The sequence below is a fragment of the Rhodococcus sp. AH-ZY2 genome (assembly GCF_030916465.1).
Lineage (GTDB): Bacteria > Actinomycetota > Actinomycetes > Mycobacteriales > Mycobacteriaceae > Rhodococcus > Rhodococcus ruber.
Genome location: NZ_CP126458.1, coordinates 1,045,201 through 1,070,780 on the forward strand (window position 1 = coordinate 1,045,201; position 25,580 = coordinate 1,070,780).

Annotated in this window: 24 protein-coding genes; 18 read left to right on the forward strand and 6 right to left on the reverse strand. The window is 72.4% G+C overall.

Annotated features, from left to right (window positions below; genetic code table 11):
- The first annotated feature begins 195 nt into the window (after nt 1-195).
- Nucleotides 196-1,458 carry a mannosyltransferase gene (locus QNA09_RS05930; RefSeq protein WP_140188407.1) on the forward strand — a complete coding sequence of 421 codons (1,263 nt, stop codon included), beginning with the start codon at nt 196-198 and terminating at the stop codon, nt 1,456-1,458.
- Here the strand turns inward: QNA09_RS05930 and QNA09_RS05935 are convergent.
- Nucleotides 1,403-1,690 (reverse strand): 4a-hydroxytetrahydrobiopterin dehydratase, encoded by a 288-nt coding sequence (locus QNA09_RS05935; protein WP_140188408.1) that lies wholly within the window; start codon nt 1,688-1,690, stop codon nt 1,403-1,405. The two genes, QNA09_RS05930 and QNA09_RS05935, sit on opposite strands and share 56 nt — an antisense overlap.
- 25 nt (nt 1,691-1,715) lie before the next feature.
- On the opposite strand from QNA09_RS05935, the gene QNA09_RS05940 reads away from it, so the two are divergent.
- The gene (locus QNA09_RS05940; RefSeq protein ID WP_017680216.1) at nt 1,716-2,120 is read left to right on the forward strand and encodes a (deoxy)nucleoside triphosphate pyrophosphohydrolase; all 405 of its coding nucleotides are present in this window, start codon (nt 1,716-1,718) and stop codon (nt 2,118-2,120) included.
- A 15-nt stretch (nt 2,121-2,135) separates the two neighbouring features.
- On the opposite strand, the gene QNA09_RS05945 is transcribed toward QNA09_RS05940, so the two are convergent.
- Complete coding sequence (locus QNA09_RS05945; RefSeq protein ID WP_003936054.1) at nt 2,136-2,312, reverse strand: hypothetical protein; 177 nt, start codon at nt 2,310-2,312, stop codon at nt 2,136-2,138.
- A gap of 357 nt (nt 2,313-2,669) precedes the next feature.
- On the opposite strand from QNA09_RS05945, the gene typA reads away from it, so the two are divergent.
- From typA to QNA09_RS05970, 5 genes are all read left to right on the forward strand, one after another.
- Nucleotides 2,670-4,556, forward strand: a complete 1,887-nt coding sequence (gene typA / locus QNA09_RS05950; RefSeq protein WP_140188409.1) for a translational GTPase TypA — start codon at nt 2,670-2,672, stop codon at nt 4,554-4,556.
- A gap of 84 nt (nt 4,557-4,640) precedes the next feature.
- Nucleotides 4,641-6,488, forward strand: coding sequence for an ABC transporter family substrate-binding protein (locus QNA09_RS05955; protein WP_140188410.1), 1,848 nt, complete (start codon nt 4,641-4,643; stop codon nt 6,486-6,488).
- A complete protein-coding gene (mshB, locus tag QNA09_RS05960) occupies nt 6,485-7,372 on the forward strand; it encodes an N-acetyl-1-D-myo-inositol-2-amino-2-deoxy-alpha-D-glucopyranoside deacetylase (protein ID WP_140188411.1) in 888 nt (295 codons plus the stop codon). Before QNA09_RS05955 ends, mshB begins: the two co-directional genes overlap by 4 nt.
- Before the next feature lie 50 nt (nt 7,373-7,422).
- Entirely contained in the window at nt 7,423-7,581 is a 159-nt protein-coding gene (locus tag QNA09_RS05965; RefSeq protein ID WP_006933951.1) for a hypothetical protein, read from the forward strand.
- 52 nt (nt 7,582-7,633) lie between these two features.
- The gene (locus QNA09_RS05970) at nt 7,634-8,071 is read left to right on the forward strand and encodes a hypothetical protein (RefSeq protein WP_048771770.1); all 438 of its coding nucleotides are present in this window, start codon (nt 7,634-7,636) and stop codon (nt 8,069-8,071) included.
- On the opposite strand, the gene QNA09_RS05975 is transcribed toward QNA09_RS05970, so the two are convergent.
- From QNA09_RS05975 to QNA09_RS05985, 3 genes are read right to left on the reverse strand one after another with little or no spacing between them, the layout of a single operon-like run.
- Complete coding sequence (locus tag QNA09_RS05975; protein ID WP_010592476.1) at nt 8,034-8,771, reverse strand: uracil-DNA glycosylase; 738 nt, start codon at nt 8,769-8,771, stop codon at nt 8,034-8,036. The genes QNA09_RS05970 and QNA09_RS05975 overlap by 38 nt on opposite strands.
- Nucleotides 8,768-10,321 carry a PH domain-containing protein gene (locus QNA09_RS05980; protein WP_017680212.1) on the reverse strand — a complete coding sequence of 518 codons (1,554 nt, stop codon included), beginning with the start codon at nt 10,319-10,321 and terminating at the stop codon, nt 8,768-8,770. The genes QNA09_RS05975 and QNA09_RS05980 overlap by 4 nt, the downstream gene beginning before the upstream one ends.
- Nucleotides 10,318-10,860 (reverse strand): PH domain-containing protein, encoded by a 543-nt coding sequence (locus QNA09_RS05985; RefSeq protein WP_010592473.1) that lies wholly within the window; start codon nt 10,858-10,860, stop codon nt 10,318-10,320. Before QNA09_RS05985 ends, QNA09_RS05980 begins: the two co-directional genes overlap by 4 nt.
- 110 nt (nt 10,861-10,970) lie before the next feature.
- On the opposite strand from QNA09_RS05985, the gene QNA09_RS05990 reads away from it, so the two are divergent.
- The 11 genes from QNA09_RS05990 (at nt 10,971) to QNA09_RS06040 (ending at nt 24,160) form a co-directional block, all read left to right on the forward strand.
- Nucleotides 10,971-11,159, forward strand: coding sequence for a hypothetical protein (locus QNA09_RS05990; protein ID WP_010592472.1), 189 nt, complete (start codon nt 10,971-10,973; stop codon nt 11,157-11,159).
- Nucleotides 11,160-11,219: 60 nt separating this feature from the next.
- The gene (locus tag QNA09_RS05995; RefSeq protein ID WP_010592471.1) at nt 11,220-13,847 is read left to right on the forward strand and encodes a bifunctional FO biosynthesis protein CofGH; all 2,628 of its coding nucleotides are present in this window, start codon (nt 11,220-11,222) and stop codon (nt 13,845-13,847) included.
- A complete protein-coding gene (locus QNA09_RS06000) occupies nt 13,844-14,545 on the forward strand; it encodes a hypothetical protein (RefSeq protein ID WP_010592470.1) in 702 nt (233 codons plus the stop codon). The genes QNA09_RS05995 and QNA09_RS06000 overlap by 4 nt, the downstream gene beginning before the upstream one ends.
- A 129-nt stretch (nt 14,546-14,674) precedes the next feature.
- The gene (gene fdxA, locus QNA09_RS06005) at nt 14,675-14,998 is read left to right on the forward strand and encodes a ferredoxin (protein WP_003936066.1); all 324 of its coding nucleotides are present in this window, start codon (nt 14,675-14,677) and stop codon (nt 14,996-14,998) included.
- Complete coding sequence (gene dapC, locus QNA09_RS06010; protein ID WP_017680209.1) at nt 14,998-16,119, forward strand: succinyldiaminopimelate transaminase; 1,122 nt, start codon at nt 14,998-15,000, stop codon at nt 16,117-16,119. Before fdxA ends, dapC begins: the two co-directional genes overlap by 1 nt.
- A 112-nt stretch (nt 16,120-16,231) precedes the next feature.
- Nucleotides 16,232-17,872: an L-glutamate gamma-semialdehyde dehydrogenase gene (gene pruA, locus QNA09_RS06015; RefSeq protein ID WP_010592468.1), complete on the forward strand. Its 1,641-nt coding sequence runs from the start codon at nt 16,232-16,234 to the stop codon at nt 17,870-17,872.
- Nucleotides 17,869-18,888 (forward strand): proline dehydrogenase family protein, encoded by a 1,020-nt coding sequence (locus tag QNA09_RS06020; RefSeq protein ID WP_048771766.1) that lies wholly within the window; start codon nt 17,869-17,871, stop codon nt 18,886-18,888. The genes pruA and QNA09_RS06020 overlap by 4 nt, the downstream gene beginning before the upstream one ends.
- 76 nt (nt 18,889-18,964) lie before the next feature.
- On the forward strand, nt 18,965-19,636 hold the full coding sequence (locus tag QNA09_RS06025) for a rhomboid family intramembrane serine protease (RefSeq protein ID WP_017680207.1): 672 nt from the start codon (nt 18,965-18,967) through the stop codon (nt 19,634-19,636).
- Between the two features lie 5 nt (nt 19,637-19,641).
- Complete coding sequence (locus tag QNA09_RS06030; RefSeq protein WP_248957477.1) at nt 19,642-21,060, forward strand: acyl-CoA synthetase; 1,419 nt, start codon at nt 19,642-19,644, stop codon at nt 21,058-21,060.
- A 130-nt stretch (nt 21,061-21,190) separates the two neighbouring features.
- Nucleotides 21,191-22,456, forward strand: coding sequence for a CdaR family transcriptional regulator (locus QNA09_RS06035; protein ID WP_010592464.1), 1,266 nt, complete (start codon nt 21,191-21,193; stop codon nt 22,454-22,456).
- A gap of 78 nt (nt 22,457-22,534) precedes the next feature.
- Nucleotides 22,535-24,160 (forward strand): substrate-binding domain-containing protein, encoded by a 1,626-nt coding sequence (locus QNA09_RS06040; RefSeq protein WP_026137628.1) that lies wholly within the window; start codon nt 22,535-22,537, stop codon nt 24,158-24,160.
- A 22-nt stretch (nt 24,161-24,182) separates the two neighbouring features.
- Here the strand turns inward: QNA09_RS06040 and QNA09_RS06045 are convergent, their stop codons facing one another.
- Nucleotides 24,183-25,565 carry an amino acid permease gene (locus tag QNA09_RS06045; RefSeq protein WP_010592462.1) on the reverse strand — a complete coding sequence of 461 codons (1,383 nt, stop codon included), beginning with the start codon at nt 25,563-25,565 and terminating at the stop codon, nt 24,183-24,185.
- Between the last annotated feature and the right edge of the window lie 15 nt (nt 25,566-25,580).

Here is a 25,580-nt window from a genome sequence, read left to right on the forward strand (position 1 = left end):
CGGGAGTCTAGCCATAACGTGTTCCGATCAGTGGTGTCCGCTCGAGACTACGTGTGACGCATGTGGTTTTTGTGAGAGTAGATGAAACTGTTACTGATGTGAGTATCGTGTTCGGCCCGCCGTCGTGGACCGGATAGTCTGCATCAGTCCCCGGTCCTTCCCCGGGGTGACGTGACGACGGGAGGCCGCGCCGCAGTGTCCGATCCGGTTCGCCCGCATCGACTGTGGTGGTGCGCGGCCCTGCTGGCCGTCTCCGTCGGGGTGCGCCTGGCGTGGAACTTCCTCACCCCCAACGGCATGAATCTCGTGGATCTGCACGTGTACGTCGACGGGTCCGCGGCGCTGCTGCGCGGGGAGCTGTACGACTTCACCTACACCCGGGACACGCCCGAGTTCTCCCTGCCCTTCACCTACCCGCCGTTCGCGGCCCTGGTCTTCTTCCCCCTGCACTACCTCCCGTTCCCCGTGGTCGGAGTGCTGTGGCAGCTGCTGACCGTCGCCGCCCTGTTCGGCATCCTGCGCATCTGCCTCGAGCTGCTGTTCGGTCCCGCGGCCCACAGCGCCCACTGGACGGCGGTCGCGCTCGGATGGACGGCGGTCGGTATCTGGACCGAGCCCATCCGCACGACCCTCGACTACGGGCAGGTCAACGTGTTCCTGGCCTTCGGGGTGATGGTCGCGGTCCGCAGCAACCGCTGGTGGCTCTCGGGCGGACTGGTCGGGGTGCTCGCCGGCATCAAGCTGACCCCGGCGGTCGCCGGTCTGTACCTCGTGGCGCGACGGCGGTGGTCGGCGGCGTTCTTCTCCGCGGCGGTCTTCGTCGTCACCGTCGCCGTCAGCTGGCTGGCGCTCGGCGAGCAGGCACGGACCTACTTCACGACGTTGTTCGGCGACGCCGAGCGGATCGGACCGGTGGGGTCGGTCTGGAACCAGTCGCTGCGCGGCGCGCTGAGCCGCATCGTGGGGCACGACGTCGGCACCGGGCCGCTGTGGCTGGCGGCCGTCGCGGTCTCGGCGGCGCTGGCCTTCGCGGCCTGGCGTGCCCTCGGCCCGGACGATCGCCTCGGCACCATCGTCGTCGTCGAACTCTTCGGGCTGCTGGTCTCGCCGATCTCCTGGATGCACCACTGGGTATGGGTACTGCCGATGCTGGTGTGGCTGGTCTACGGCCCGCTCGCGGACCGGCGGGGCGCGCGCGTGCTGGCCGGAGTCTGGGCGGTGCTCACCGTCGTCGGGGTGCCGTGGCTGCTGGGGCTGGCGCAGGACTCGATGTGGGACATCTCGCGGCCCGCGGTGCTCGCCTGGGCCGGTGCGTGCAACGTGCTCGGAGTGCTCGCGGTGTACGTGTGGACGATCCTCGCCCGGCGCATCCCGGCGCGGCACCCCGCTCCGGCCGTATCCGTCAGCCGTGGACCAGCGCGTCGATCGTCCGGGCCAGTTCCACGTCCGACGCGGTGATCCCGCCGGCGGAATGGGTGGACAGCGAGTACGTCACCTTCCGCCAGCGGATGTCGATGTCGGGATGGTGGTTCGCCGCCTCGGCGGCCTCGGCCACCCGGTCCACCAGCGCGACGGCCTCGGGGAACGAAGGGGACTCGACGGTGCGCACGATCGCGTTCCCGTCCCGCTGCCACGCGGGGAGATCCGCGAGGGCGGCCTCGATGTCGGCGTCGGAGAGCAACTCGGCCATGTCTCATTCTGGGACGATGCCGCACATGAGTGCAACGACGGGCCGGGCGGACGAGGTGGTGGCCGGGGCGATCTTCCGCGACGGCCGGCTGTTGCTGGCGCAGCGGGTCGGCCCCCCGGAGCTGGCGGGGTTGTGGGAACTGCCCGGCGGCAAGGCGGAGCCGGGGGAGTCCGCCGAGGCGGCACTACGCCGGGAGCTGCGGGAGGAACTGGGCGTGGAGGTCGCCGGCGCACAACGGGTCGGGGCCGGAGTGCCGCTCGGCGGGGGCCGGGTGCTGCGCGCCTACCGCGTCGAGCTGGTCTCGGGGGAACCGCGGCCGCTCGAGCACGCGGCCCTGCGCTGGGTGGACGCCGACGAGCTGGAACGGATCGACCTGGTGCCCAACGACCGGGTGTGGCTACCGGAGCTGCGCGCCCGACTCCGGGACTGACGGTGGTGCGGCCGGTCAGGCGGCGCGGGCCTTCTTCAGGCGCTTCGCGAGCTCCTTCTTGCCCAGTCCCTCGTGCTCGAGTCTCTTCATCCGCATGACCACCACCGGGCAGCGCACACAGCGGGTCTTCTTGCGGCAGCACTTCTTCTTGGGCTCGAGCTGCGCGACCTTGCTCGCCTTCACCTTGCCCATCCGGGTCGCCGGCCTTTCGTCGGTGGGGTTCCGGACCAAAGGTTAGCATGCCCTTACCTGGATGGCCGGGCCGCCGAATACAGGGTGCGCCGACGAATGCAGGGTGCGCCGGCCGGCGCGGGGCGACGTGGCGAACGTCACGCTCTGCGTCGCGAGCTGGTGAATCCGGCGTCGGCGCGCGCGGAGCACCGGGACCGGCCTGTACTGTATTGGAGGCCGCAGTGCCTGTGCGGGCCGTTCACGGCCGCGAACAGGTGACTCGCATTCGCGACGCGGCCACCGCAAGAACGCCGTACGGGCGAGGTGCCGTCTGGGTCCAGTGCCGTGTGGCCGGACAACAGCCAGGAGAGCCATCGCGTGAGCACCGCCAGTTTCCGCAACGTCGCCATCGTCGCGCACGTCGACCACGGAAAGACCACCCTCGTCGACGCCATGCTGCGCCAATCGGGCGCCTTCGCCGAGCGCGCGGAACTCGTCGACCGGGTCATGGACTCCGGTGACCTCGAGCGCGAGAAGGGCATCACGATCCTCGCGAAGAACACCGCTGTGCACCGGCACAACCCCGACGGCACCGTCACCGTCATCAACGTGATCGACACCCCCGGTCACGCCGACTTCGGTGGCGAGGTCGAGCGCGGGCTGTCCATGGTCGACGGCGTGGTCCTGCTCGTCGATGCGTCCGAGGGCCCGCTGCCCCAGACCCGTTTCGTGCTGCGCAAGGCGCTCTCCGCGTCGCTGCCGGTGCTGCTCGTGGTCAACAAGACCGACCGTCCCGACGCCCGCATCGCCGAGGTCGTCGAGGAGACCCACGACCTGCTGCTCGACCTCGCCTCCGACCTCGACGACGAGGCTTCCGAGGCCGCCGAGCAGCTGCTCGACCTGCCGGTCCTGTACGCCTCCGGCCGCGAGGGCAAGGCGTCCACCGAACAGCCCGAGAACGGACAGGCGCCGTCCGCCGAGAATCTCGACGCGCTGTTCGACGTGCTCATGAAATACATCCCCGCCCCCAAGGGCGATCCGGCCGCATCCTTGCAGGCGCACGTCACCAACCTCGACGCCTCCGAGTTCCTCGGCCGCCTGGCGCTGCTGCGCATCCACAACGGCGAACTGCGCAAGGGCCAGACCGTCGCGTGGATGCACGCCGACGGCGTGAAGAACGTGAAGATCACCGAGCTGCTCCAGACCATCGGTGTCGAGCGCCGGCCCGGTGACGTCGCCGTCGCCGGCGACATCGTCGCCGTCGCCGGCATCCCGGACATCATGATCGGCGACACCCTCGCCGACGTGGACAACCCGGTCGCGCTGCCGCGCATCACGGTCGACGAGCCGGCCATCTCGGTGGTCATCGGCACCAACACGTCGCCGCTCGTCGGCCGCGTGCAGGGTCACAAGCTGACCGCGCGCATGGTCAAGTCCCGGCTCGACTCGGAGCTGGTCGGCAACGTGTCGTTGCGCGTGCTCGACATCGGCCGCCCCGACGCGTGGGAGGTGCAGGGCCGCGGCGAGCTGGCGCTGGCCATCCTCGTCGAGCAGATGCGCCGCGAGGGCTTCGAGCTCACCGTCGGCAAGCCGCAGGTGGTCACCCGGCAGATCGACGGCAAGGTGCACGAGCCGTACGAGGAGCTCACCATCGACAGCCCCGAGGAACACCTCGGCGCGATCACCCAGCTGCTCGCGGCCCGCAAGGGCAAGATGGTGCAGATGTCCAACCACGCCGCCGGGTGGGTGCGCATGGAGTTCATCGTCCCGTCGCGCGGCCTCATCGGGTTCCGCACCGACTTCCTCACCGAGACCCGCGGCACGGGCATCGCCAACGCCGTCTTCCACGGCTACGCCCCGTGGGCCGGCGAGATCCGCGCACGGCATACCGGCTCGCTGGTCTCCGACCGCTCGGGCTCGGTCACGCCGTTCGCCATGATCCAGCTCGGCGACCGCGGCACCTTCTTCGTGGAGCCGGGCAGCGACACCTACGAGGGCCACGTCGTGGGCATCAACCCGCGCGCCGAAGACCTCGACATCAACGTCACCCGCGAGAAGAAGCTCACCAACATGCGCTCCTCCACGGCCGACGTGATGGAAACCCTCGCCAAGCCGATCACCCTGAGCCTCGAAGAGGCCATGGAGTTCTGCGCCTCCGACGAGTGCGTCGAGGTCACCCCGGAGATCCTCCGGGTCCGCAAGGTGCACCTCTCGGCCACCGACCGGGCCCGCGCCCGCTCGCGGGAGAAGGCTCGCAACAAGTAGTCGCGGCACTGGACGAGTAGTGCGGCAGAGGTGGTCCCGGTGCGGCCGGGACCACCGCCGCATCCCGCAGGGAAGGGAGGCCGGATGCGCAGGTTCGCCGGGATCACCGCCGTCGCCGCGGTGCTGGGATTGTCGGCGTGTACCGCCGATCCGCCGCCGCCGATCGAGCAGACCGAACCCACCCGGACCCCCGCCCCGGTTCCCCAGCTGAACACCGTCGTGGTGGCGGTCGACGACGTGGGCGCCGGGTTCAATCCGCACCTGCTCGCCGACCAGTCGCCCGTCGGCAACACGGTTGCCGGGATGGTGCTGCCGAGCGCGTTCCGGCCCGTGCCCGATCCCGCGCGGCCCGGTGCCACCGTGTGGATGCTCGACGAGTCCGTCCTCGTCTCGGCCGACGTCACCTCGCAGGCGCCGTTCACCATCACCTATCAGGTCCGCGACGAAGCGCAGTGGTCCGACAGCGCACCCATCGCCGCCGAGGACTTCCGGTACCTGTGGCAGCAGATGATCACCGAGCCCGGCGTGGTCGATCCCGCGGGCTACCGCCTCATCGAGGACGTCGGATCCTCCGGCGGCGGCAAGACCGTCACCGTCACCCTGCGCGAGCCCTACCCGGCGTGGCGGGAACTGTTCACCCACCTCCTGCCGGCCCACCTGGTCAAGGACACGCCGGGTGGATTCGCCACGAGCCTCGCCGAATCGATCCCGGTGTCCGGTGGGCAGTTCCATGTCAGGTCCGTCGACCGCGGGCGGGGCGAGATCCTGCTCGAACGCAACGACCGGTTCTGGGGGACCCCGGCCCGGCCCGACCGGATCCTGTTGCGGCGCGGCGGAACCGACGCACAGCTCGCCGAGTCGATGCGCACCGGCGACGCCCAGGTCGCGCAGATGCACGGCGGCGGCTCCGCGCTGCTCGCCCAGCTCGGCGCGATCCCGCACGTGCGCACCGGCACTCAACTCCAGCCCCGCGTCCTGGAACTGACCCTCAACGGCCGCACGACCGAGTTCGCGGATCCGCGCGTGCGCCGCGCCGTCCTCGGACTTCTCGACCCGGACCTGCTGGCCACGGTCGCGGCCGGCACGGAATCGGCCGTGGTCGCGGCCCGTGCACAGGTGCTCGCCCCGTCCGACCCCGGATATGCGCCGAGCATGCCGCCGCGGCCGGGCCGCGAGGAGTCCCTCGCGCTCCTCGCCGCGGCCGGTTACGTACCGGCCGACCCGGCGACGGTCGAAGCGACCCGCACGCCGGTACCGGAAGCGGCGACGACCGGGCTGCTCGCCCACGGAGACGCGCCCCTGGCGCTCGTGCTGGGCGTGCCGGAGAACTCCCCGGTGGCCGACGCCGTCGCCCACACCGCGGCGGACCAGCTGCGCGGAGCCGGCGTCGCGGCCACCGTGACCACGCTGCCGCCCGACGAGCTCTACGGCGAGGCACTCGTCCGGGGAACCGTGCACGCCGTGGTCGGCTGGACCCGCGCCGGCGGCGACCCCGCCACGGCCGCGATGTCCCGATTCGGTTGTCCACCGGCGATTCCCGGGCCGGGGAGCCCCCCGGTCGAGCCGGATCCGGCGCCCGCCCCGGACAGCGGCACCGTGCCCGGCGCCGACACCGCTCCCGGGGGTGACACCGTTCCCGACGACGAGATCGAAGCCGCCGAGGCGCAGCTCGCCGCACCGAGCAACGTGTCCGGGGTGTGCGACCCCGCCCTCGAATCCGAACTCGCCGGCGCCCTGCGCGGCGCCGGCGACGTGCCCGCCGTCCTGACCGGCGCCCAGCCGAAGCTGTGGGACCTCGCGGTCACCCTGCCGATCCTGCAGGACCGCACCGTGATCGCCGCGGGACCCGGCGTCGAGGGCGTGACCCTGACCGGCGCGATCCCCGCCGGGCCCCTGTCCGACGCGCAGCACTGGTGGAGGACCACCCCGTGACCGACCGAACCGACCCCGCGTCGCGGCGCCTGCTGCTGGTGCACGCCCACCCCGACGACGAATCCATCACCACGGGCGGGACCATCGCGCACTACGCCGCTCGGGGCGCCGAGGTCACCGTCGTGACGTGCACCCTCGGGGAGGAAGGCGAGGTCATCGGGGACGAATGGGCGCAGCTCACCGCCGACCGCGCCGACCAGCTCGGCGGTTACCGCATCCACGAACTCGGCCGGGCGCTGGCCGCCCTCGGCGTGCCCGCCCCGCGCTTCCTCGGCGGTGCCGGGCACTGGCGCGATTCCGGGATGGCCGGGACCCCGTCGGCTGCGAACCCCCGGGCCTGGGTGAACGCCGACCGGGACGAGGCGGTGGCCGCCCTGGTCGCGGTGATCCGCGAACTGCGCCCGCACGTGGTGGTCACCTACGACCCGGTGGGCGGCTACGGCCACCCCGACCACATCCGGGTGCATCACGTCGTGACCGCGGCCGTCGAGGCCGCGGGGACCGACGCCTACCCGCACGCCGGCCCGCCGTGGGACCCGGCGAAGCTCTACTGGACCGTCACCGAGGCGAGCGCCCTGCGCCGCGGCATCGAGAACATGACCGACCTGCCCGACGGGTGGCGGCGGCCCGGCCCCGACGAGCTGCCGAGCGTGCCCGACGACCGGGTCACCACCGTGGTCGACGTCGCCGACGTGCTCGACGCCAAGCGAGCGGCGCTGGCGGCGCACGCGACCCAGGTGCTCGTGGCGCCCGGCGGCGCACAGTTCACCCTGTCCAACCTCGTCGCGCAGCCCGTGCTGGACCAGGAGCACTACGTACTGGCCCGCGGCGACCGCGGCGACGGCCCCGGACGGGAGCGTGACCTCTTCGCCGGGCTGGGTTAGTGTGACCACGAGCACCGGAAAGGTGATCGCGATCACACGAGAGGGTTCCGATGTACAACTGGTCCGTCCAGAACCAGATCGTCGCATTCGTCGATTCGTTGCGTCCCTACGCGGACCAGATCAATGCCGCCTACTACCAGGCGCTCTACGGCTTCGCGGACCAGGCCAGCCACGTGCTCACGCTCATGGGCTACCCGCCCGTGCCGTGATCGGCCGGGACCCGGTGCCCACGGACCCGCGCCCGTGGCGCACTATCGAACCATGACGGTCGATCCCGCCACCACCGCCACGCAGGCCTCCGCGCCCCCGGCGGCGACGCCGCGTACGGGCATCGTCGCCCTGCTGACCTTCGACGGCTTCCTCTGCGCGCTGCTGTCCGTGTTCTTCCTCGGCCTGTACATCGGCACGGTGCCGTTCCCGATCACGATCGTGCTGGCCGGCGCGGCGAACGTGCTGCTGGTGATGGCGATGCGCGCCGAAACCGGATCCACCTCGCGCGCGGCGTGGCCGCTGCTGGCGTGGATCGTCGGATTCGTCCTGTGCCTGGCCGGCGGTCCCGGCGGCGATCAGCTCCTCGTCGCCGACTGGCGGACCCTGCTGCTGCCGGTCGGTGCCCTGGCCCCCGCCGGGTTGTACCTGTTCGTCGCGCGCATGGCCGCCCTCACGAGTGCAGTCCGGCAGCCCGCGCCGCGTCCGTGAGCACGGCGGTGAGCATGGCCGGGGTGAGCCGGCCGGTGAACGTGTTCTGCTGGCTCACGTGATAGCACCCGAACACGTGTAACGGCCCGCGGTCCGCGGCGTCGCCGCGCGGCAGCAGTTCCACCCCCGCCCCGTGCCCGAATCGGGGGCGCGGACGCGGCACGACCCAGCCGGCGTCGTCGAGCACCGGGAACAGCGCCTGCCATCCGAAGCCGCCGAGCACCACGATCGAGCGCAGCGTCGGCGTCAGCAGCTGCAGCTCCGCGTCGAGCCAGGTGCGGCACGTGTCCCGTTCCTGCGGCGTCGGCCGGTTGGCCGGGGGCGCGCAGTGCACCGGCGACGTGACGCGGGTGCCGAACAGCTCGAGGCCGTCGCCGCGGTGCGTCGCGGTGGGCTGCGACGCCAGGCCCGCCGCGTGCAGCGCGGCGTAGAGGAAGTCGCCCGAGCGGTCGCCGGTGAACATCCGCCCGGTCCGGTTGCCGCCGTGCGCGGCCGGCGCGAGGCCGACGATCAGCAGGGACGCGTCCGCCGGACCGAACCCGGGCACGGGACGCGCCCAGTACTCCTCGTCGCGGAATGCGGCACGCTTCTCCCGGCCCACCTGCTCGCGCCACGCGACCAGGCGGGGGCAGGCCCGGCACTCGATCAGGCAGGCGTCGAGCGTGGCCAGGTCGCGTGGCCGCCCGATGTCCGGGTTCATCGTCGCACCCAGGCGTCGCCGGCGCCGGGTGTGACCGCCTCGACCAGCGCCCACGCCTGCTCCGCGGGAAGGTCCACGACCTCGTAGCGGCCCGTGCCGGCCGGCGTCGCGGCGACGACGGTCGCCACTCCCGCGCGGCGCTGGAAGAACGACTGCCGCACCGTCCAGCCGATGATGCCGTCCGCCTCGAGCGAGACGCGGCGCCGATCCAGTGAGCCCCCGCGGGTGATCAACCACGCCGGCGCGTCCGCCGTTCCGGCGCCGAGCACGGCATGACCCAGGCTGCGGTAGCGATCCCACGCCAGCCCCACCGCCCCCGTCGCGACGACCGCGACCACCGGTATCCACGCCGCCACCGGCACCGTGCGGCCGGTGACCGCGACCGTCGCCGCGGCGGCCGCGACGGCCAGTGCCACGGGCAGCAGCGCCCGGGTGAACCGTCGTCGCCGGGCCGCCGGCCCGTGCGCACGCAGCGGTGCGTCGAGCTGACGGGTGTCGCGCAGCACCGCCGCCGCGACCCGTCGCGCCTCGGCGGACGGCGCGGGCGGCAGCAGCAACGACGACTCGCCGTGCTCGGCGGCGACACCGGTCATCACCGCATCGAGCCGGGCCCCGCCGACCAGGCGCAGCGCCAGCGGCTCGCGCAGGCTCACCCCGCGCAGACGGCGCCGATCCAGGGTGGTGTGCCGGTGCCGCAGCAGGCCGTGCCCCACGCGCAGCATCCGTCCGTCGTCGGTGACCGACAGGTCCGCATAGAGCAGCACGTAGCGCACGCACGCCACCAGGCTCGCCACTACGACGAGGACGAGCAGGCCGAACCCGGCGGCGACGAACGGCCCGGTGGCCTCGACCGACGACAGCCCACGCTCGACGGCGGCCGACTCGCCGAGCCGCTCGGCGAGTCCGTACTGGAAGGCCAGTCCCACCACCGCCGCGACGGTGACCAGCCCCGTGGTCGAGAACGGGGCGTAGCGCACCCAGCCCGGCCGGAACCGGGCGACCTCGGTTTCGGCGGGTGCGACCACCCCGGGCTCCTCGGCCGGCGTCCCCGGGTGCGTGCCGAGCAGGGCGTCGCGCAGCGCCGGCACGGCGCCGATCGCCAGGCCGTTCAGCTCGAACCGGTTGCGGTCCCGGCCGGCGCCGGTGCGCTGCCCGGTCCCGAGCCGGACCACCGCCAGCCCGAGCAGCCGGTGCAGCAGACGCTGCTCGACGTCCACCGACCGGATGCGGCTGCGCGGCACCGACAACAGCTGGCGCTGCAGCAGGCCGCGGCGCAGTTCCACGTGCACCGGCCCGATCCGGTAGGTCGTGGTGAACCAGCGCAGCACGCCGATCCCCACCAGCAGCACCGCCACCGCCAGGCCCCAGCCGTGATTGCCGCTGCTGCTGCCGAGCACCACGGACGCCACGAGCACGGGCAGCAACCGCAGCACCTCCTCGACGGGATGGATCAGCAGCATCCGCGGATCGAGCCGCAACCACGGCTGCTCGGCCTCGGCGGCGAGGGCGGCGGCGTCGGACCGCGCCGGCGGGACGGGGACGTCGCTCACGTGGCGTCCGCCTGGTTGCTGCCGGCGATCGCGGTGAGCCGCGCGGCGGTGGCGTCGGCGACCCCGACGTCGAGGGCGGTGATCGCCACGGCCCCGGCGGACGAGGCGGTGGTGACGGTCACGGTGGCGAGACCGAGCCACCGGTCGAGCGGCCCACGCTCCGTGTCGACGGTCTGGATCCGGGAGATCGGCGCGATCCGGCGCTCCTGGGTGAACCACCCCGAGCGCGTGTACACCGCGGTGTCGGTGATCTCCCAGCGGTGCACCCGGTACCGCCACAGCGGCATCACGCCGACGTGCGCGACGGCGAGAACCGCGGTGACCACGGCGGCGGCGACGTGCCAGCCCGGATACCGGCCGGAGTCGACGATCGCCCACACCACCTGGGCGGCGACGACCGGTACCCACAGCAGTGCCGCGCCCACCGCCCACAGCAGCCGCGCTTTCGGGCTGGGACGCCACGCCGGGTCGGCCATGGTCACCGGTGCCGGCGGGGCGGCATCGCCGACGGCGGTGGGCGGGGGAGCGTCCCGGGTCACGTGGTTCTCCTCGTCGGTGGTGTCCTGTCGGTTCCAGGCTAAGCTGATCGGCGAGCAGACCCGGCAACGCTGCGCCCGGGTTCGGAGTCGACACGAGGAGGAGGACCGCCGTGACCGAATCATCGGAGACCACCGAATTCACGGAACTGCCCGAGGCGGATCGGATCGAGCAGGAGATGCCGGCGGAGGACGAACCGGCCGACGACGAGGTGACCTCGGTCCCGCTCGAGGTGGAGCCTGCGGATGCTCTGGAACAGAGCCGGGTCGTCCCGGGCGACGAGGACTATCCGCGCGAGTGAGCGCGCCGGGGACGTGGCCCCGAGGTGGCATGGGTCCGGCGGGTGGCGCATGATCGGCCAATGACCGATTCGACCCACGACGGTGCCACCCCCGCGACGTTGCCCCTGCCCACGGTCCGCGCCGGCGCGGGCGAGCCCGCCTCGTCCGCGACGGATCCGGCGCGAGTGTCGCCGTCGGGCATGCGACGGGCGTTGCGCCGGGCGCGGGACGGGGCGACGCTCAACGTCGACGAGTCCGCGATCCTGCTCTCGGCGCGTGGTTCGGACCTCGAGGACCTGTGCGCTTCGGCCGCCCGGGTGCGCGACGCCGGTCTGCTCGCGGCGGGCCGGCCGGGCACGGTCACGTATTCCCGGAAGGTGTTCGTGCCGATCACCCGGCTGTGCCGGGACCGCTGCCACTACTGCACGTTCGTGACCGTGCCGGGCAAGCTGCGCGCCGCCGGGCACGGGATGTACCTCGAACCCGACGAGATCCTCGACATCGCCCGGCGTGGATCCGAATTGGGTTGCAAGGAAGCACTTTTTACGCTCGGTGACCGGCCGGAGGACCGCTGGCCCGAGGCGCGGCAGTGGCTCGACGAGCGGGGCTACGACTCGACCCTCGACTATGTGCGCGCGATGGCGATCCGGGTGCTCGAGGAGACCGGGCTGCTGCCGCATCTGAACCCCGGCGTGATGAGCTGGGCCGAGATGTCCCGGCTCAAGCCGGTGGCCCCGTCGATGGGCATGATGCTCGAGACCACGTCGGCCCGGTTGTTCACCGAGCAGGGCGAGTGCCACTACGGCAGCCCCGACAAGGATCCGGCGGTGCGCCTGCAGGTGCTCACCGATGCGGGCCGGCTGTCGGTGCCGTTCACCACCGGCATCCTCGTCGGTATCGGCGAGACGCTCACCGAGCGCGCCGAGTCGATCGCGGCGATTCGTAAGTCCCACAAGGCGTTCGGGCACATCCAGGAAGTGATCGTGCAGAACTTCCGGGCCAAGGACGACACCGCGATGCGCGAGCACGACGACGCCGGGCTCGACGAGTTCCGGGCCGCGATCGCCGTGGCCCGGCTCGTGCTCGGACCGTCCGTGCGCATCCAGGCGCCGCCGAACCTCGTCGCCGCCGACGAGTGTCGTGCGCTGCTCGCCGCGGGCGTCGACGACTGGGGCGGGGTCTCACCCCTGACCCCGGACCACGTCAACCCGGAACGGCCGTGGCCGAACCTGGATCTGCTCGCGCAGCTCAGTGCCGACGCCGGGTTCACCCTCACCGAGCGGATCGCGGCCCAGCCGCAGTACGTCCTGGCGGGGCAGCCGTGGATCGACCCGCGGATCGGTGCTCACGTCCGAGCGCTGGCGGACCCGGAGACCGGTCTGGCCCGGGACGTGACCCCGCAGGGACACCCGTGGCAGGAGCCCGACCTCGACTGGGAGTCCAGCGGCCGCGTGGATCTGAACTCCGGGATCGACGTCACCGGTCGCAACACCGAGTACCGCTCCGACCTCGGCAGCGCATTCGGCGACTGGGACACCGTGCGCGAGCAGGTCCTTGCGCTCGGCGCGCACGCCCCGGTGCGGTTGGACGGGGACGTGCTCTCCGCGCTGCGCGCCGCCGAGAAGGACCCGGCCGGATGCACCGACGCCCAGTACGTCGCCCTCGCACACGCGGACGGGCCGGGTCTCGAGGCGGTCGTCGCGCTGGCCGATCAGCTGCGCCGCGACACGGTCGGCGACGACGTCACCTACGTGGTGAACCGGAACATCAACTTCACCAACATCTGCTACACCGGCTGCCGGTTCTGCGCGTTCGCGCAGCGCAAGGGTGACGCCGACGCCTTCACCCTGTCCACGTCCGAGGTCGCGGACCGCGCGTGGGAGGCGCACGTCGCCGGCGCCACCGAGGTGTGCATGCAGGGCGGGATCGACCCGGAACTGCCCGTCACCGGCTACGCCGACCTGGTCCGCGCGGTCAAGGAACGGGTGCCGTCGATGCACGTGCACGCGTTCTCCCCGATGGAGATCGCCAACGGCGTCGCCCGCAGCGGCATGTCGGTGCGCGACTGGCTGACCGAGTTGCGCGAGGCCGGCCTCGACACGATCCCCGGCACCGCCGCGGAGATCCTCGACGACGAGGTCCGCTGGGTACTGACCAAGGGCAAGCTGCCGACGGCGGAGTGGGTCGAGGTGGTCACCACCGCGCACGAGGTGGGGCTGCGGTCCAGCTCGACGATGATGTACGGCCACGTCGACCAGCCGCACCACTGGGTGGGGCACCTGAACGTGCTGCGCGGGATCCAGGACCGCACCGGCGGGTTCACGGAGTTCGTGCTGCTGCCGTTCGTGCACCAGTCGTCGCCGCTGTACCTGGCGGGCGCGTCGCGGCCGGGACCGACGATGCGCGACAACCGCGCCGCGCACGCGCTGGCCCGGATCATGCTGCACGGCCGGATCGACAACATCCAGACCAGCTGGGTCAAGCTCGGTGTCGCCGGTACCCAGGCGATGCTGCAGGGTGGAGCCAACGACCTCGGCGGCACCCTGATGGAGGAGACCATCTCCCGGATGGCCGGTTCCCAGCACGGTTCGGAGAAGACCGTGGCCGAACTCGTGGCGATCGCCGAGGGGATCGGTCGGCCGGCCCGCCGACGGACCACCGCCTACGCGCCGGTCGACGGGGGCGCCCTGAGCGGGGCGCGCCCGTGACCCCCAGGCTGGGCGACGGGGTCGTCGCGGCGGCTCTGGACGCGACCGCAGCCGGTGTCGGGCCGCTGTTCGGCCTGGCGTACCTCGACCCGTTCGGGCTCAAGGCCCGCACCTTCGTTCCCACGGTGCGGGAGCGGACGGCGATCGGGCAGGTGCTCGATGCGGCCGCGGCCCTGCTCGACGCGGGTCGCGTGCCGGGCACGGCGGCGTGGGCGGACGCCTCGGAACGGGAGCGCGTGAACTGGTGGATCGGCGGGCTCGGGTCGGTCTCGACGCTGCCCGTCGCGTTCCCGGGGATGCTGGGCGTGCTGGGCCGGATGCTGCCGTTGCAGGACGCCCTCGGCTTTCTCAACCAGGCGGTCGTGCTGCTCGCCGTCGCCCGGGAACGGGGAATCGACGACCGCGACCGGCAGGTGCGGATGCTCGCGGCCGTGCTGTGCCGCCGCGACCTCCCCGGGGGCGGCGACGCCGGGACGGCGCTGTCGTGGGTGCGGCGTCCGGTGCGGTCGACGATCGACCTGGTCCGGGCGGTGAACGCGGAACTCGCACGGCGTCCGCAGCCGGCCGGTGCGTGGCGCGCGCTCGGGGTGCTGCCGCTGGTCGGGGCGCTGGCCGGATACGTCGGTGAACGGGCGGCCCTGTCCCGGGCCGCGGCGGACGGGCAGCAGTGGCTGGCCGCCCACCCGGAACCGGGCTAGTCAGGGCACCCTAACTCCGAGGGCGGTGCCCGCGGCGGGGGATACTGGACGGCGACGGACGCGGAGCGCGCCCCGATTCGGCGTGACCGTGCAGGTCGGCGGGCTACCAGAGAGGCAGGGAGAACACCAGTGACGTACACGATTGCGGAACCGTGCGTGGACGTGTTGGACAAGGCGTGCATCGAAGAATGCCCGGTGGACTGCATCTACGAGGGCGGTCGCATGCTGTACATCCATCCGGACGAGTGCGTGGACTGCGGTGCCTGCGAGCCGGTGTGCCCCGTCGAGGCGATCTTCTACGAGGACGACGTGCCGGACGAGTGGAACGCGTACGTCAAGGCCAACGTCGACTTCTTCGACGACCTCGGGTCCCCGGGCGGCGCCGCCAAGCTCGGCAAGGTCGACTACGACCCGCCGTTCGTCAAGGCGCTGCCCCCCATGGGCGAGGAATAGTGATCGGCGGTACCGTGACGCGCACTCGTCGTTCGGTGGCCGCGAGCCTGCCGGACTTTCCGTGGGACTCGCTGACCGCCGCGAAGGAGAAGGCGGCCGCGCACCCGGACGGCATCGTCAACCTCTCGGTGGGCACGCCCGTCGATCCGGTCGCACCGATCATCCGTGACGCGCTGCTCGCCGTCGCCGACGTGCCCGGCTACCCGACCACGCACGGCACCGACGAGCTGCGGGCCGCCGCCGTCGGGGCGCTGGCCCGCCGCTACGGCGTCACCGGCATCGACGAGTCCGCGATCCTGCCCGCCGTCGGCACCAAGGAGATGATCGCCTGGCTGCCGAGCCTCCTCGGCCTCGGCGGCGGTGACCTCGTGGTGATCCCCGAACTGGCGTACCCGACGTACGAGGTGGGCGCCCTGCTCGCGGGCACCCGGATCATCCGTGCCGACGGGCTCAACCGGCTGGGACCCGAGGGCGCGGCGCTGGTGTTCGTGAACTCGCCGTCGAACCCCACGGGCAAGGTGCTCGGCCTCGAACACCTGCGCAAGGTGGTGGACTGGGCCCGCAGCCGCGACGCGATCGTCGTCTCCGACGAGTGCTACCTGGGCCTGACCTGGGAGGGTGAGGCGCTGTCCGTCCTGCACCCGAGCGTGTGCGACGGCGACCACACCAACCTGCTCGCCGTGCACTCGCTGTCGAAGACGTCCAACCTGGCCAGCTACCGGGCCGGCTTCGTCACCGGCGACGCCGGACTCGTCGCCGACCTGCTCGAGGTGCGCAAGCACGCCGGGATGATGGTGCCGCTGCCGATCCAGTCGGCGATGACCGCCGCCCTGAACGACGACGGGCACGAGAACGCGCAACGCGAGCTGTACCGCGCGCGCCGCGAGATCCTGCTCGCGGCCGTCCGGGGCGCCGGGTTCACCGTCGACCATTCCGAGGCCGGCCTGTACCTGTGGGCCGGCCGGGGCGAGGAGTGCCGCGCGACGGTCGACTGGTTCGCCGAACGCGGGATCCTCGTGGCACCCGGTGAGTTCTACGGTCCCGGGGGCGTCCAGCACGTGCGGATCGCGCTGACCGCCTCGGACGAGCGGATCGCCGCCGCCGCGCAACGACTGGCGTGAGCCGTGCTCGGCGGTGGATCCACCACCGCCGAGCAGCGGAAGCGCCGTTGCCCGAGCAGGATTGCCGTATGCAGGGCGGTGTTCGGCGCTACCCTGGGCCCAGGGAGGCCCCATGGACGCCGTCACTGCAGTTCCTGCGCCGGCCAACGAGCCGGTCCACACCTACGCTCCCGGCAGCCCGGAGCGGGAGCGTCTCACCGCCAAGCTGAAGGAGCTCGCGGCCGAACCGGTGGACGTCTCGCACGTCCTCGGCGGCGAGCACGTGCACGGTGAGGGCGATCGCTTCGACATCGTGCAGCCCCACAACCATCGTGCGGTGCTCGGCACGCTGCGCAACGCCACCCCCGCGGACGCGACGGCGGCCGTCGAGGCGGCGACGGCCGCGGCTCCCGCGTGGCGGGAGATGTCGTTCGACGCCCGCGCGGCCGTGCTGCTGCGGGCCGCCGACCTGCTCGCCGGGCCGTGGCGGGAGACCGTCGCGGCCGCGACCATGCTCGGGCAGTCCAAGTCGGTGCAGCAGGCGGAGATCGACGCGCCGTGCGAACTCGTCGACTTCTGGCGCTTCAACGTGCACTTCGCCCGCGCCCTGCTCGCCGACCAGCCGTACTCGTCGCCCGGCGTGTGGAACCGGATGGACTACCGGCCGCTCGAGGGATTCGTGTACGCGATCACCCCGTTCAACTTCACCGCGATCGCCGGGAACCTGCCCACCGCTCCGGCGCTGCTGGGCAACACCGTGGTGTGGAAGCCCGCACCGACGCAGTCCCTGGCGGCGTACTGGACGATGCGCCTGCTCGAGGCGGCGGGGATGCCGCCCGGCGTGATCAACCTGATCACCGGGGACGGCCGGGTCGCGTCGGAGGTGCTCCTGCGCGACCCGCGGCTGGCCGGTATCCACTTCACCGGCTCGACCCGGACGTTCCAGCACCTGTGGCGGGAGGTCGGGGCCCACATCGACGGCTACCGCACGTATCCGCGGCTGGTGGGGGAGACCGGCGGCAAGGACTTCGTCCTCGCGCATCCGTCGGCCGATCCGGGCGTGCTGTCCACGGCCCTGATCCGGGGAGCCTTCGAATACCAGGGTCAGAAGTGCTCGGCGGCCTCGCGGGCGTTCGTGCCCCGCTCCCTGTGGCGGCGCATGCGCACCGAGTTCCTCGACGAGGTCGAGAGCCTGACCTACGGCGACGTGACCGATCTGTCGAACTTCGGGGGCGCCCTGATCGACCGGACCGCCTACGAGAAGGTCGTCGGCGCGCTCGAGCGGGCCCGCGACCGCGAGTCGATCGAGATCGCCGTGGGCGGTGGGTACGACCAGTGGGTCGGCTGGTTCGTGCGGCCCACCGTCCTGCTCACCGACGATCCGGGTGACGAGGCGATGTGCACGGAGTACTTCGGCCCGGTGCTGAGCGTGTACGTCTACGACGACGCGGAGCCGGACGCATGGGGACGCGTGCTCGACCTCGTCGACCGGGGCGCCCCCTACGCGCTCACCGGTTCGGTGATCGCCGAGGACCGTGCGGCGGTCGAGGAGGCCACCGCCGCGCTGCGGTTCGCGGCCGGCAACTTCTACGTCAACGACAAGCCCACCGGCGCGGTGGTGGGGCAGCAGCCCTTCGGCGGGGGACGGGCGTCCGGCACGGACGACAAGGCGGGCTCGCCGCTGAACCTGCTGCGCTGGGTGTCGGCGCGGACGATCAAGGAGACGTTCGTGCCGCCCACCGACTACCGGTATCCGCACATGAAGGGCGGGTGAGGTCCGTGGTCTCGGCGAAACCGGTGCCGGCGCCGCCCGCGCCGTCGCGGGCGTTGCCGCGGCTGGCGTCGAACCCGCTGCGACCGGTGATCCTCGCGGCAGCCAAGTCGTCGCGCGTCCGGGCGCTGGTCACCGCGGCGCCGCCCACCCGGCGGCTCGTGGACCGGTTCGTCGCCGGCGACACCCGCGCCGACGCCTTGGCAGCGACGAAGGCCCTGCTCGACACGGGGCGTTCGGTGAGCATCGACCATCTCGGCGAGGACACCACCGACCGTGCGCAGGCCCGGGCGATCGTCGCGGAGTACGAGGCGCTGATCGCCGACCTGGCTTCGTCGTCCGGGGCCGGCGGCCCGGTGCCGGCGGTGGAGGTGTCGGTCAAGCTCACCGCGTTGGGTCTGGCGCTCGGCGCCGAAGGTCCCGCCGTCGCGCTCGGGCACGCCCGGCAGATCTGTGCGGCCGCCGCCGAGGCGGGGGTGTGGGTCACCGTCGACGCCGAGGACCACACCACCACCGACGCCACCCTGTCGATCGTGCGGCGGCTGCGTGCGGACTACCCGTGGGTGGGTGCCGTGCTGCAGGCCTACCTGCACCGCACCGAGTCGGACTGCCGGGAGCTGTCCGGCCCGGGCTCGCGGGTGCGGCTGTGCAAGGGCGCCTACCGCGAACCGGCGTCGGTGGCGTACCAGGACGCCGCCGAGGTGGACGCCTCGTACCTGCGCTGCCTGCGGGTACTCATGGCCGGGCAGGGTTATCCGATGGTGGCCTCGCACGACCCGGCGATCGTGGCGGCCGCGGGACCGCTCGCCGCCGAGTACGCCCGCGGCCCGGACGGATTCGAGCATCAGATGCTGTACGGGATCCGCGACCTCGAACAGCGTCGGCTCGCCGATGCCGGGCACCGCATGCGGGTGTACGTCCCCTACGGGGCGCAGTGGTACGGCTACCTGATGCGGCGGCTCGCGGAGCGGCCCTCGAACCTGAAGTTCTTCCTGCGCTCGGTGGTGTCACGGGGTTGACGACCCGGCGCCGGGAGAGCGGACCCGCCGTCGCCGGAACCGGACGCCGGGTACGTCCGCAGGTACATTGACGCCCGTGAGCACCTCCGACGCCGCCCCCGGTTCGGTGCTCCTGCTCGCCCTCGTCGCGGCGCTCGCGGTGCTGCTCGCCCAGCGTCGACTCGCGGTGCCGCCGGGGCGGCTGCTGTGGCCACCGCCGGTGACGGCGCTGGTGCTGTGGCTCGTCGTCGCGGTCCCGTCGCTGCTGCGCCTGGCCGTGCCGTCACTGCTCGGAACGTTCGGCCGCGACCCGCTGCGGATCCGTGCCGAGGAGGAATGGTGGCGGGTCCTGACCTCGGTGCTCGTGCAGGACGGCGGCGTGCTCCTCACCCTCGTCAACCTGGTCCTCCTCGCCGTCGTCGCGACCGTCGCGGTGCGGGTGTGGGGGCCGGGCCGGGCGATCGGGTTGTTCGCGGTGAGCCAGCTGCTGTTCGGACTGTTCACCGCGTTCGTCTCCCCGTCGACCGGGGCGGGCAGCTCCGGTGTGTCGTTCGCGGTCGCCGGGTCGATCGCGGGTCTGTGGCTGGCGGTCGGTGCCCGCGGCGCCGTGCTCGCGGCCGCCGTCGGCAGCTGCCTCGCCGGCGCGGTGCTGGTGGCGGCCGGGGACGGGCACGGCGTGGCCGTCCTCGTCGGTGCGCTGCTCGGTGCGGTGCTCGGGACGGTGGCGCCGCCGCGCCGCGCCGTCCTCTCGGCGGCTGTGCGATCCTGACCGACGTGTCTTCGCTGCTTCGTTCCCTCAACCCTCTGGCCGTCGCGCGCGGCGACGACCTGCCCGACGCCGTCCACATCGACGGCCACACGCTCTCGCGCAGCGACATCCTCGGCGCGGCCGGCGCCCTCGCCCGCCGCATCGGCGGAGCCGAACGTCTCGCGGTGCTCGCCGCGCCGACGGCGACCACGGTGGTCGCGGTCGTGGGCTGCCTGCTGGCCGGGGTCACCGTCGTCCCGGTGCCACCGGACTCCGGTCCCGCAGAACGCGAGCACATCCTGCGCGACTCGGGCGCGCAGGCGTGGCTCGGGGACGCGCCGGACGAGCCCGGCCTGCCCGTGGTGCCGGTGCGGCTGCACGCCCGCGACTGGCACAGCCACCCGGAACCCGATCCGTCCCGCACGGCGTTCGTGCTGTACACCTCCGGCACCACCGGGGCACCGAAGGGCGTGCTGCTGAGCCGCCGTGCGATCGCGGCCGGAATCGACGCCCTGGCCGAGGCATGGGACTGGACCGAACGCGACACCCTGGTGCACGGGCTGCCCCTGTTCCACGTGCACGGCCTGATCCTCGGAGTGCTCGGTCCGCTGCGCGTCGGCAGCCGGCTCGTCCACACCGGCAGGCCCACCCCGGAGGCGTACGCCCAGGCCCACGGCACCCTGTACTTCGGGGTGCCGACGGTGTGGTCGCGCGTGGTCGAGGACGAGGAGTCCGCGAAGGCCCTGAGCGGCGCGCGGCTGCTCGTGTCCGGCAGTGCGCCGCTGCCCGTCCCCGTGTTCGAGCGCCTGCGCGAGCTGACGGGACTCACCCCGATCGAGCGGTACGGGATGAGCGAGACGATGCTGACGCTGAGCACCCGGACCGACGGGGAGCGCCGTCCCGGATGGGTGGGTACCCCGGTGCGCGGTGTCGAGACCCGGCTGCGCGACGAGCACGGCCACGACGTCCCCCACGACGGGGAGAGCATCGGCGGACTGCAGGTGCGCGGACCGATGTTGTTCGACGGCTATCTGAACCGTCCCGACGCCACAGCCGCGGCCTGGACCCCGGACGGGTGGTTCGTCACCGGTGATGTCGCGGCGATCGACGCAGGTGGGTTCCACCGCATCGTCGGCCGCGAGTCGACGGACCTGATCAAGTCCGGCGGGTTCCGGGTCGGGGCCGGCGAGATCGAAACCGTGCTGCTCGGCGATCCGTCCGTACGGGAGGTCGCGGTGGTGGGAGTCCCCGACGACGATCTGGGCCAGCGCATCCTCGCGTTCGTGGTGCCCGCACCGGGCGGCCCGGCCGTCGACCCGGCCGCGCTGATCGAGCTCGTGGCCCGTCAGCTCTCCGTGCACAAGCGCCCGCGCGAGGTGCGCGTGGTGGACACCCTCCCGCGCAACGCGATGGGCAAGGTCCAGAAGAAGCAGCTGCTGACCTGACCGCGCCCCCGGCGACGGCTCCGAGTGTGAGCCACGTCGCCGCGGGCCTTGTCCGATTCGCGCAGGGCACGTACCTTCCTACGGCAGAGTAAGATTGTTCTCTTTCCGGAGTCATGGGGGGTTCCGCGGAATGTCGGTGTCCGAATTCGGTTCCAGGCCCGGGGTGGCGTTCGTCGTCGACGGAAGGCCCGCCTCGGTCCCGCTGCGCGACCTGCGCGCGGTCGCCCGCAAACTGGTCGCGCACTTCGCGGACAACGTCGCGCCGTGTTCCCTGGAGCCGGGCGACACCCTGCGCGGCGACGTCACGGAGATCACCGTCCGGTGCCTGCGCCTGGCGATCCAGGTGCTCGACACGGGCGAGCTGCCGACCGACTCCGATCTGTCGGAGCTGCGCAGCAGCGCCGCCCAGTGGGCGCGCGCGGGATTCCGGCTGGAATACATGCTGCGGATCTACCACGAGGGCATCCGGCTCGGCTGGGAACTCGTCACCGCCCGGGCCCGGGAGGGCGACGTCGAATCGGTCGCGACCGCGTCGCGGCTGTGGATGGCGCTGCTCGAACACGTCACCGTCGCCGCGACGACCGGGTTCGTCGCCGAGCTCGAGGCGATGCGCCGCAACCGCGACGTCGCGGCCCAGGAACTCGTGACCGCCCTGCTCGGCGGGCAGGACGCCGCCGCCGTCGCGCGCCGGTGCGGGCTCGAGCTGGCCGAGCGGTACACGGTGCTCGGGGTGCGGCTCGACCGGCATCCGGACGAGCGCAACCCGCACGTGCGGCCGGAGGTCGTCGCCCGGCGCACCCTGCGGCGGCTCGAGACCGAACTGGACCGGGTGTGCGACGGCCGGCAGCTGACCATGCTCGGACCCGAGGGCGGCACCGTGCTGCTCGGCGACACCCCGGACGAGCACATCCGCACCGTGCTCTACGAGCGGGTCGCCCGTGCCGCCGGGGTGCCGGTGACGATGTCGCTCGTCGAGTCGGACGTCCCGGGTATTCCCGCCGCGGCCCACCAGGCACACGAACTGCTCGAACTGGTCGGTCACCTGCGCCGGCCCGCAGGCGTGTACCGGATGCAGGACCTGGCATTCGAATACCAGCTGACCCGCCCCGGGCCGGCCCGCGAGCATCTCGTGCGGGTGCTCGATCCGCTGACCCACGCGCCCGAGCTGGTGGAGACCCTCGAAACCCACATCGCCCACGAACTGAGCCGCCAGCGCACCGCCCGGAGCCTGCACGTGCACGCCAACACCGTGGACTACCGGCTCAAGCGCGTCGCGCAGCTCACCGGCTTCGACCCGACCGTCCCCTCCGGGCTGCGGCATCTGCACGCCGCCCTGGTCGCGCGACGGCTCCAGGCCGGCGCGGAAACCGGCGGCCCACCTCGGGACGGCACGTGAGACCGGACCGTTACGATGTGGCGCAGATCATGACGACGGTGTGTGCCGCGCGGCCCGGCACCGGCAGGGGAGGACCAGATGGCAGGAGGCCGCCACAGTGCGCGGACGACACGTGACGGCCGATCGACCCGGGTAGTCGTACTCGTCGGGGTGGCGGTCGTGGCGTTCGCGGCGGCCGGTGTCGGCGTGGTCCGTGCCCTGGCCGGCGGATGCGACACCGTCGAGCAGTACAGCCTCGCCGTCGCCCCGAGCATCGAACCGGCTGTGAGTTCCGTTCTGTCGGGGGGCGCGGACACGCGGTGCTACGAGTTCACGGTCGACGCCGCCGAACCGGGTGACGTCGCCGGGTTGCTCGGCAAGGGAATCGACGCGCCCGACCTGTGGATTCCGGACGCCCGCTGGTGGGCGAGCCGTGCGGCACCGACTGCCGCCGGGCCGGTACAGATGATCGCGGGCGCGGTCGCGAGCACCCCCGCGGTCCTGGTGGGACCGCCCGGGCAGGTTCCGGAGGTGCCCACCTGGCGGGCCGCCCTGGCGATTCCCGATCTGGTGCTGGGCAATCCGCTCCGCACCGGGGTCGCCGCCGCCCCGATCCGGGCGGCCCTGGCGGAGACCCAGGACGACCCCGTCGCGGTCGGCACGGTGCGGACCGCGATGGTGCCGCTGGCTCAGCAGGAGAGCATTCGCACCGAGGAGGCACCCAGCGGTGCGGACCTACTGGCCGCGGCCGGTGCCGACGACGCTGTCGGAATCTCCACCGAGCAGCAGGTGCTGGCGTTCTCGGAGGCGAACGAGTCCGCTCTCGAGACCCGGGTACCGGCGAACGGCAGCATCCTGCTGGAATACCCGGTGGTGGTGACGTCGCCCGTCCCCGACCGGCACCATCGCGCGACGGACGCCGCGCGGGTGCTGGTCGACGTGCTGGGCACGGAGGACGCCCTCGAGGTGCTCCACGACGAGGGATTCCGCGGACCCGACGGCGAGCCGCTGCCCGAAGGGCGCGGCATCGGGGGTGTGCCGCTGCTGTCGCTGCGGGACGAGGCGATGGCGGAGGAGGCGCTCGGCGCCTGGTCGTTGATGGCACTGCCGATCCGCACGCTCGTCGCGATCGACGTGTCCGGTTCGATGCAGTTCCCGGCCGGTGACGGCACCCGCATGGACCTGACGGTGCGGGCCGCCCTCGCGGGCAATGCGATGTTCCCCGACAGCGTCTCGGCGGGACTGTGGGCCTTCTCGCAGAACCTCGGCGGCGAGGGCCAGGACTACGTCGAGCTGGTGCCGATCCGGCGGTACGACACCGATGTCGACGGGCGCACCCAGCGGGAGGTGATGGCGGCCCAGGCGGAGAAGGTGCCCGGTCTGGTCGGCGGCGGCACCGGCCTGTACGACACGACCCTCGCGGCGTTCCGTGCCGTCCAGCGGAGCTACGACCCGCGCGCGGTCAACAGCGTCATCGTCCTCACCGACGGCGCGAACGAGGACCCCGACAGCATCACCGAGGCGCAGCTCCTCGACATCCTCGCGCGTGAGCAGGATCCGGCGCGGCCGGTGATCGTCGTGACGATCGGCATCACGGAGGACGCGGACGCGCGGACCCTCGCCGAGATCTCCCGGGTGACCAGCGGCTCGAGCTACGTCGCGCGCGACCCCGCGGACATCGCGAACGTCTTCGTCAACGCGCTCGCCGACCGGGGCGAGCGCTGAAGGTCGCCGGCGGGAACCCGGACTACTGCACTCTCGCGCGGGCGCGGCGCTGCCACAGTTGCGACACCGCGGCGATGAACAGGAACAGCACAGCCGTCGAGGCGAGCTGGATCCGGGCGGCGGGATCGAACAACATGAGCACGATGAACGCGCCGAGCATGCCGAGGGTGAGCCAGCTCAGGTAGGGGAACGCCCACATCCGGACGGTGAGGCGGCCCTCCTGTTCCAGGGTCGGCCGCAGCCGCAGGTGGGAGACGACGACGAAGATCCAGATCGCCAGCAGGGCGGAGCCGACCGCGTTGAGCAGGATGCCGAGGATGTCCTCGGGCAGCCACCAGTTCAGCAGGACCGAGACGAATCCGAAGAACACGGACAGCAGCACGGCGTTGCGGGGGACGCCCGTGCGGGAGAGCTTCGCGAGCACGGTCGGACCGTCGCCGCCCCGGGCGAGGGAGTAGGCCATGCGTGAGGTGCCGTAGACGTTGGCGTTGAAGGCCGACAGCAGGGCGATCACCACGACGAGCTCCATGAAACCCGACACGTAGGGGAGGCCGGCGATGTCGAGGACACTGACGAACGGCGAGGTCTCACCGCTCGCGGACGTCCACGGCAGCACCAGCACCATGATCGAGATCGAGCCGAGGTAGAACAGGCTGATACGCCATACGACGGTGCGCACCGCGGTCGCGATGGACCGCTCGGGGTCGCGCGACTCGGCCGCGGCGATGGTGACGATCTCGATGCCGCCGAAGGCGAAGGCGACGGCCAGCAGGCCGGCGGCGATGCCGGCGAGGCCGTTGGGTGCGAATCCGTCGCCGTCGCCGAGCAGGTGGGTCAGCCCCACCGGCTCGGTGTCCGGCAGCAGGCCGAACACCAGCAGCACTCCGATGACGAGGAAGGCGATGATGACCGCGACCTTCAGCGCCGCGAACCAGAACTCGAACTCGCCGAAGTTGGCAACCTTCGCGAGGTTCACCACCGCGAAGAACGTGACGAACACCAGGGCCACGACCCATTGCGGCACACCCGGCAGCCAGCTGCTCACGATCGCCGAGGCGCCGGTGATCTCCACGCCCAGGACCATGATCAGCATGAACCAGTAGAGCCAGCCCATCGTGAACCCGGCCCATTCGCCGATGCCGATGCGGGCGTAGTGGGAGAAGGATCCGCTGGCCGGAAGAGCCGCCCCCATCTCGCCGAGCATGCGCATCACGAAGACGATCATGATGCCGGCGAGGACGTAGGAGACGATCACCGCGGGCCCGGCGGCGGCGATGCCGACGCCGGACCCGAGGAACAGGCCTGCGCCGATCGCGGAACCGAGTCCCATCATCGTCAGGTGCCGGACCTTGAGTCCGTGCTCGAGGTGGTCGGCTTCGGTGAGGGTGTGCTCGGTTTTCGACACGATCGGTTTCTCTGA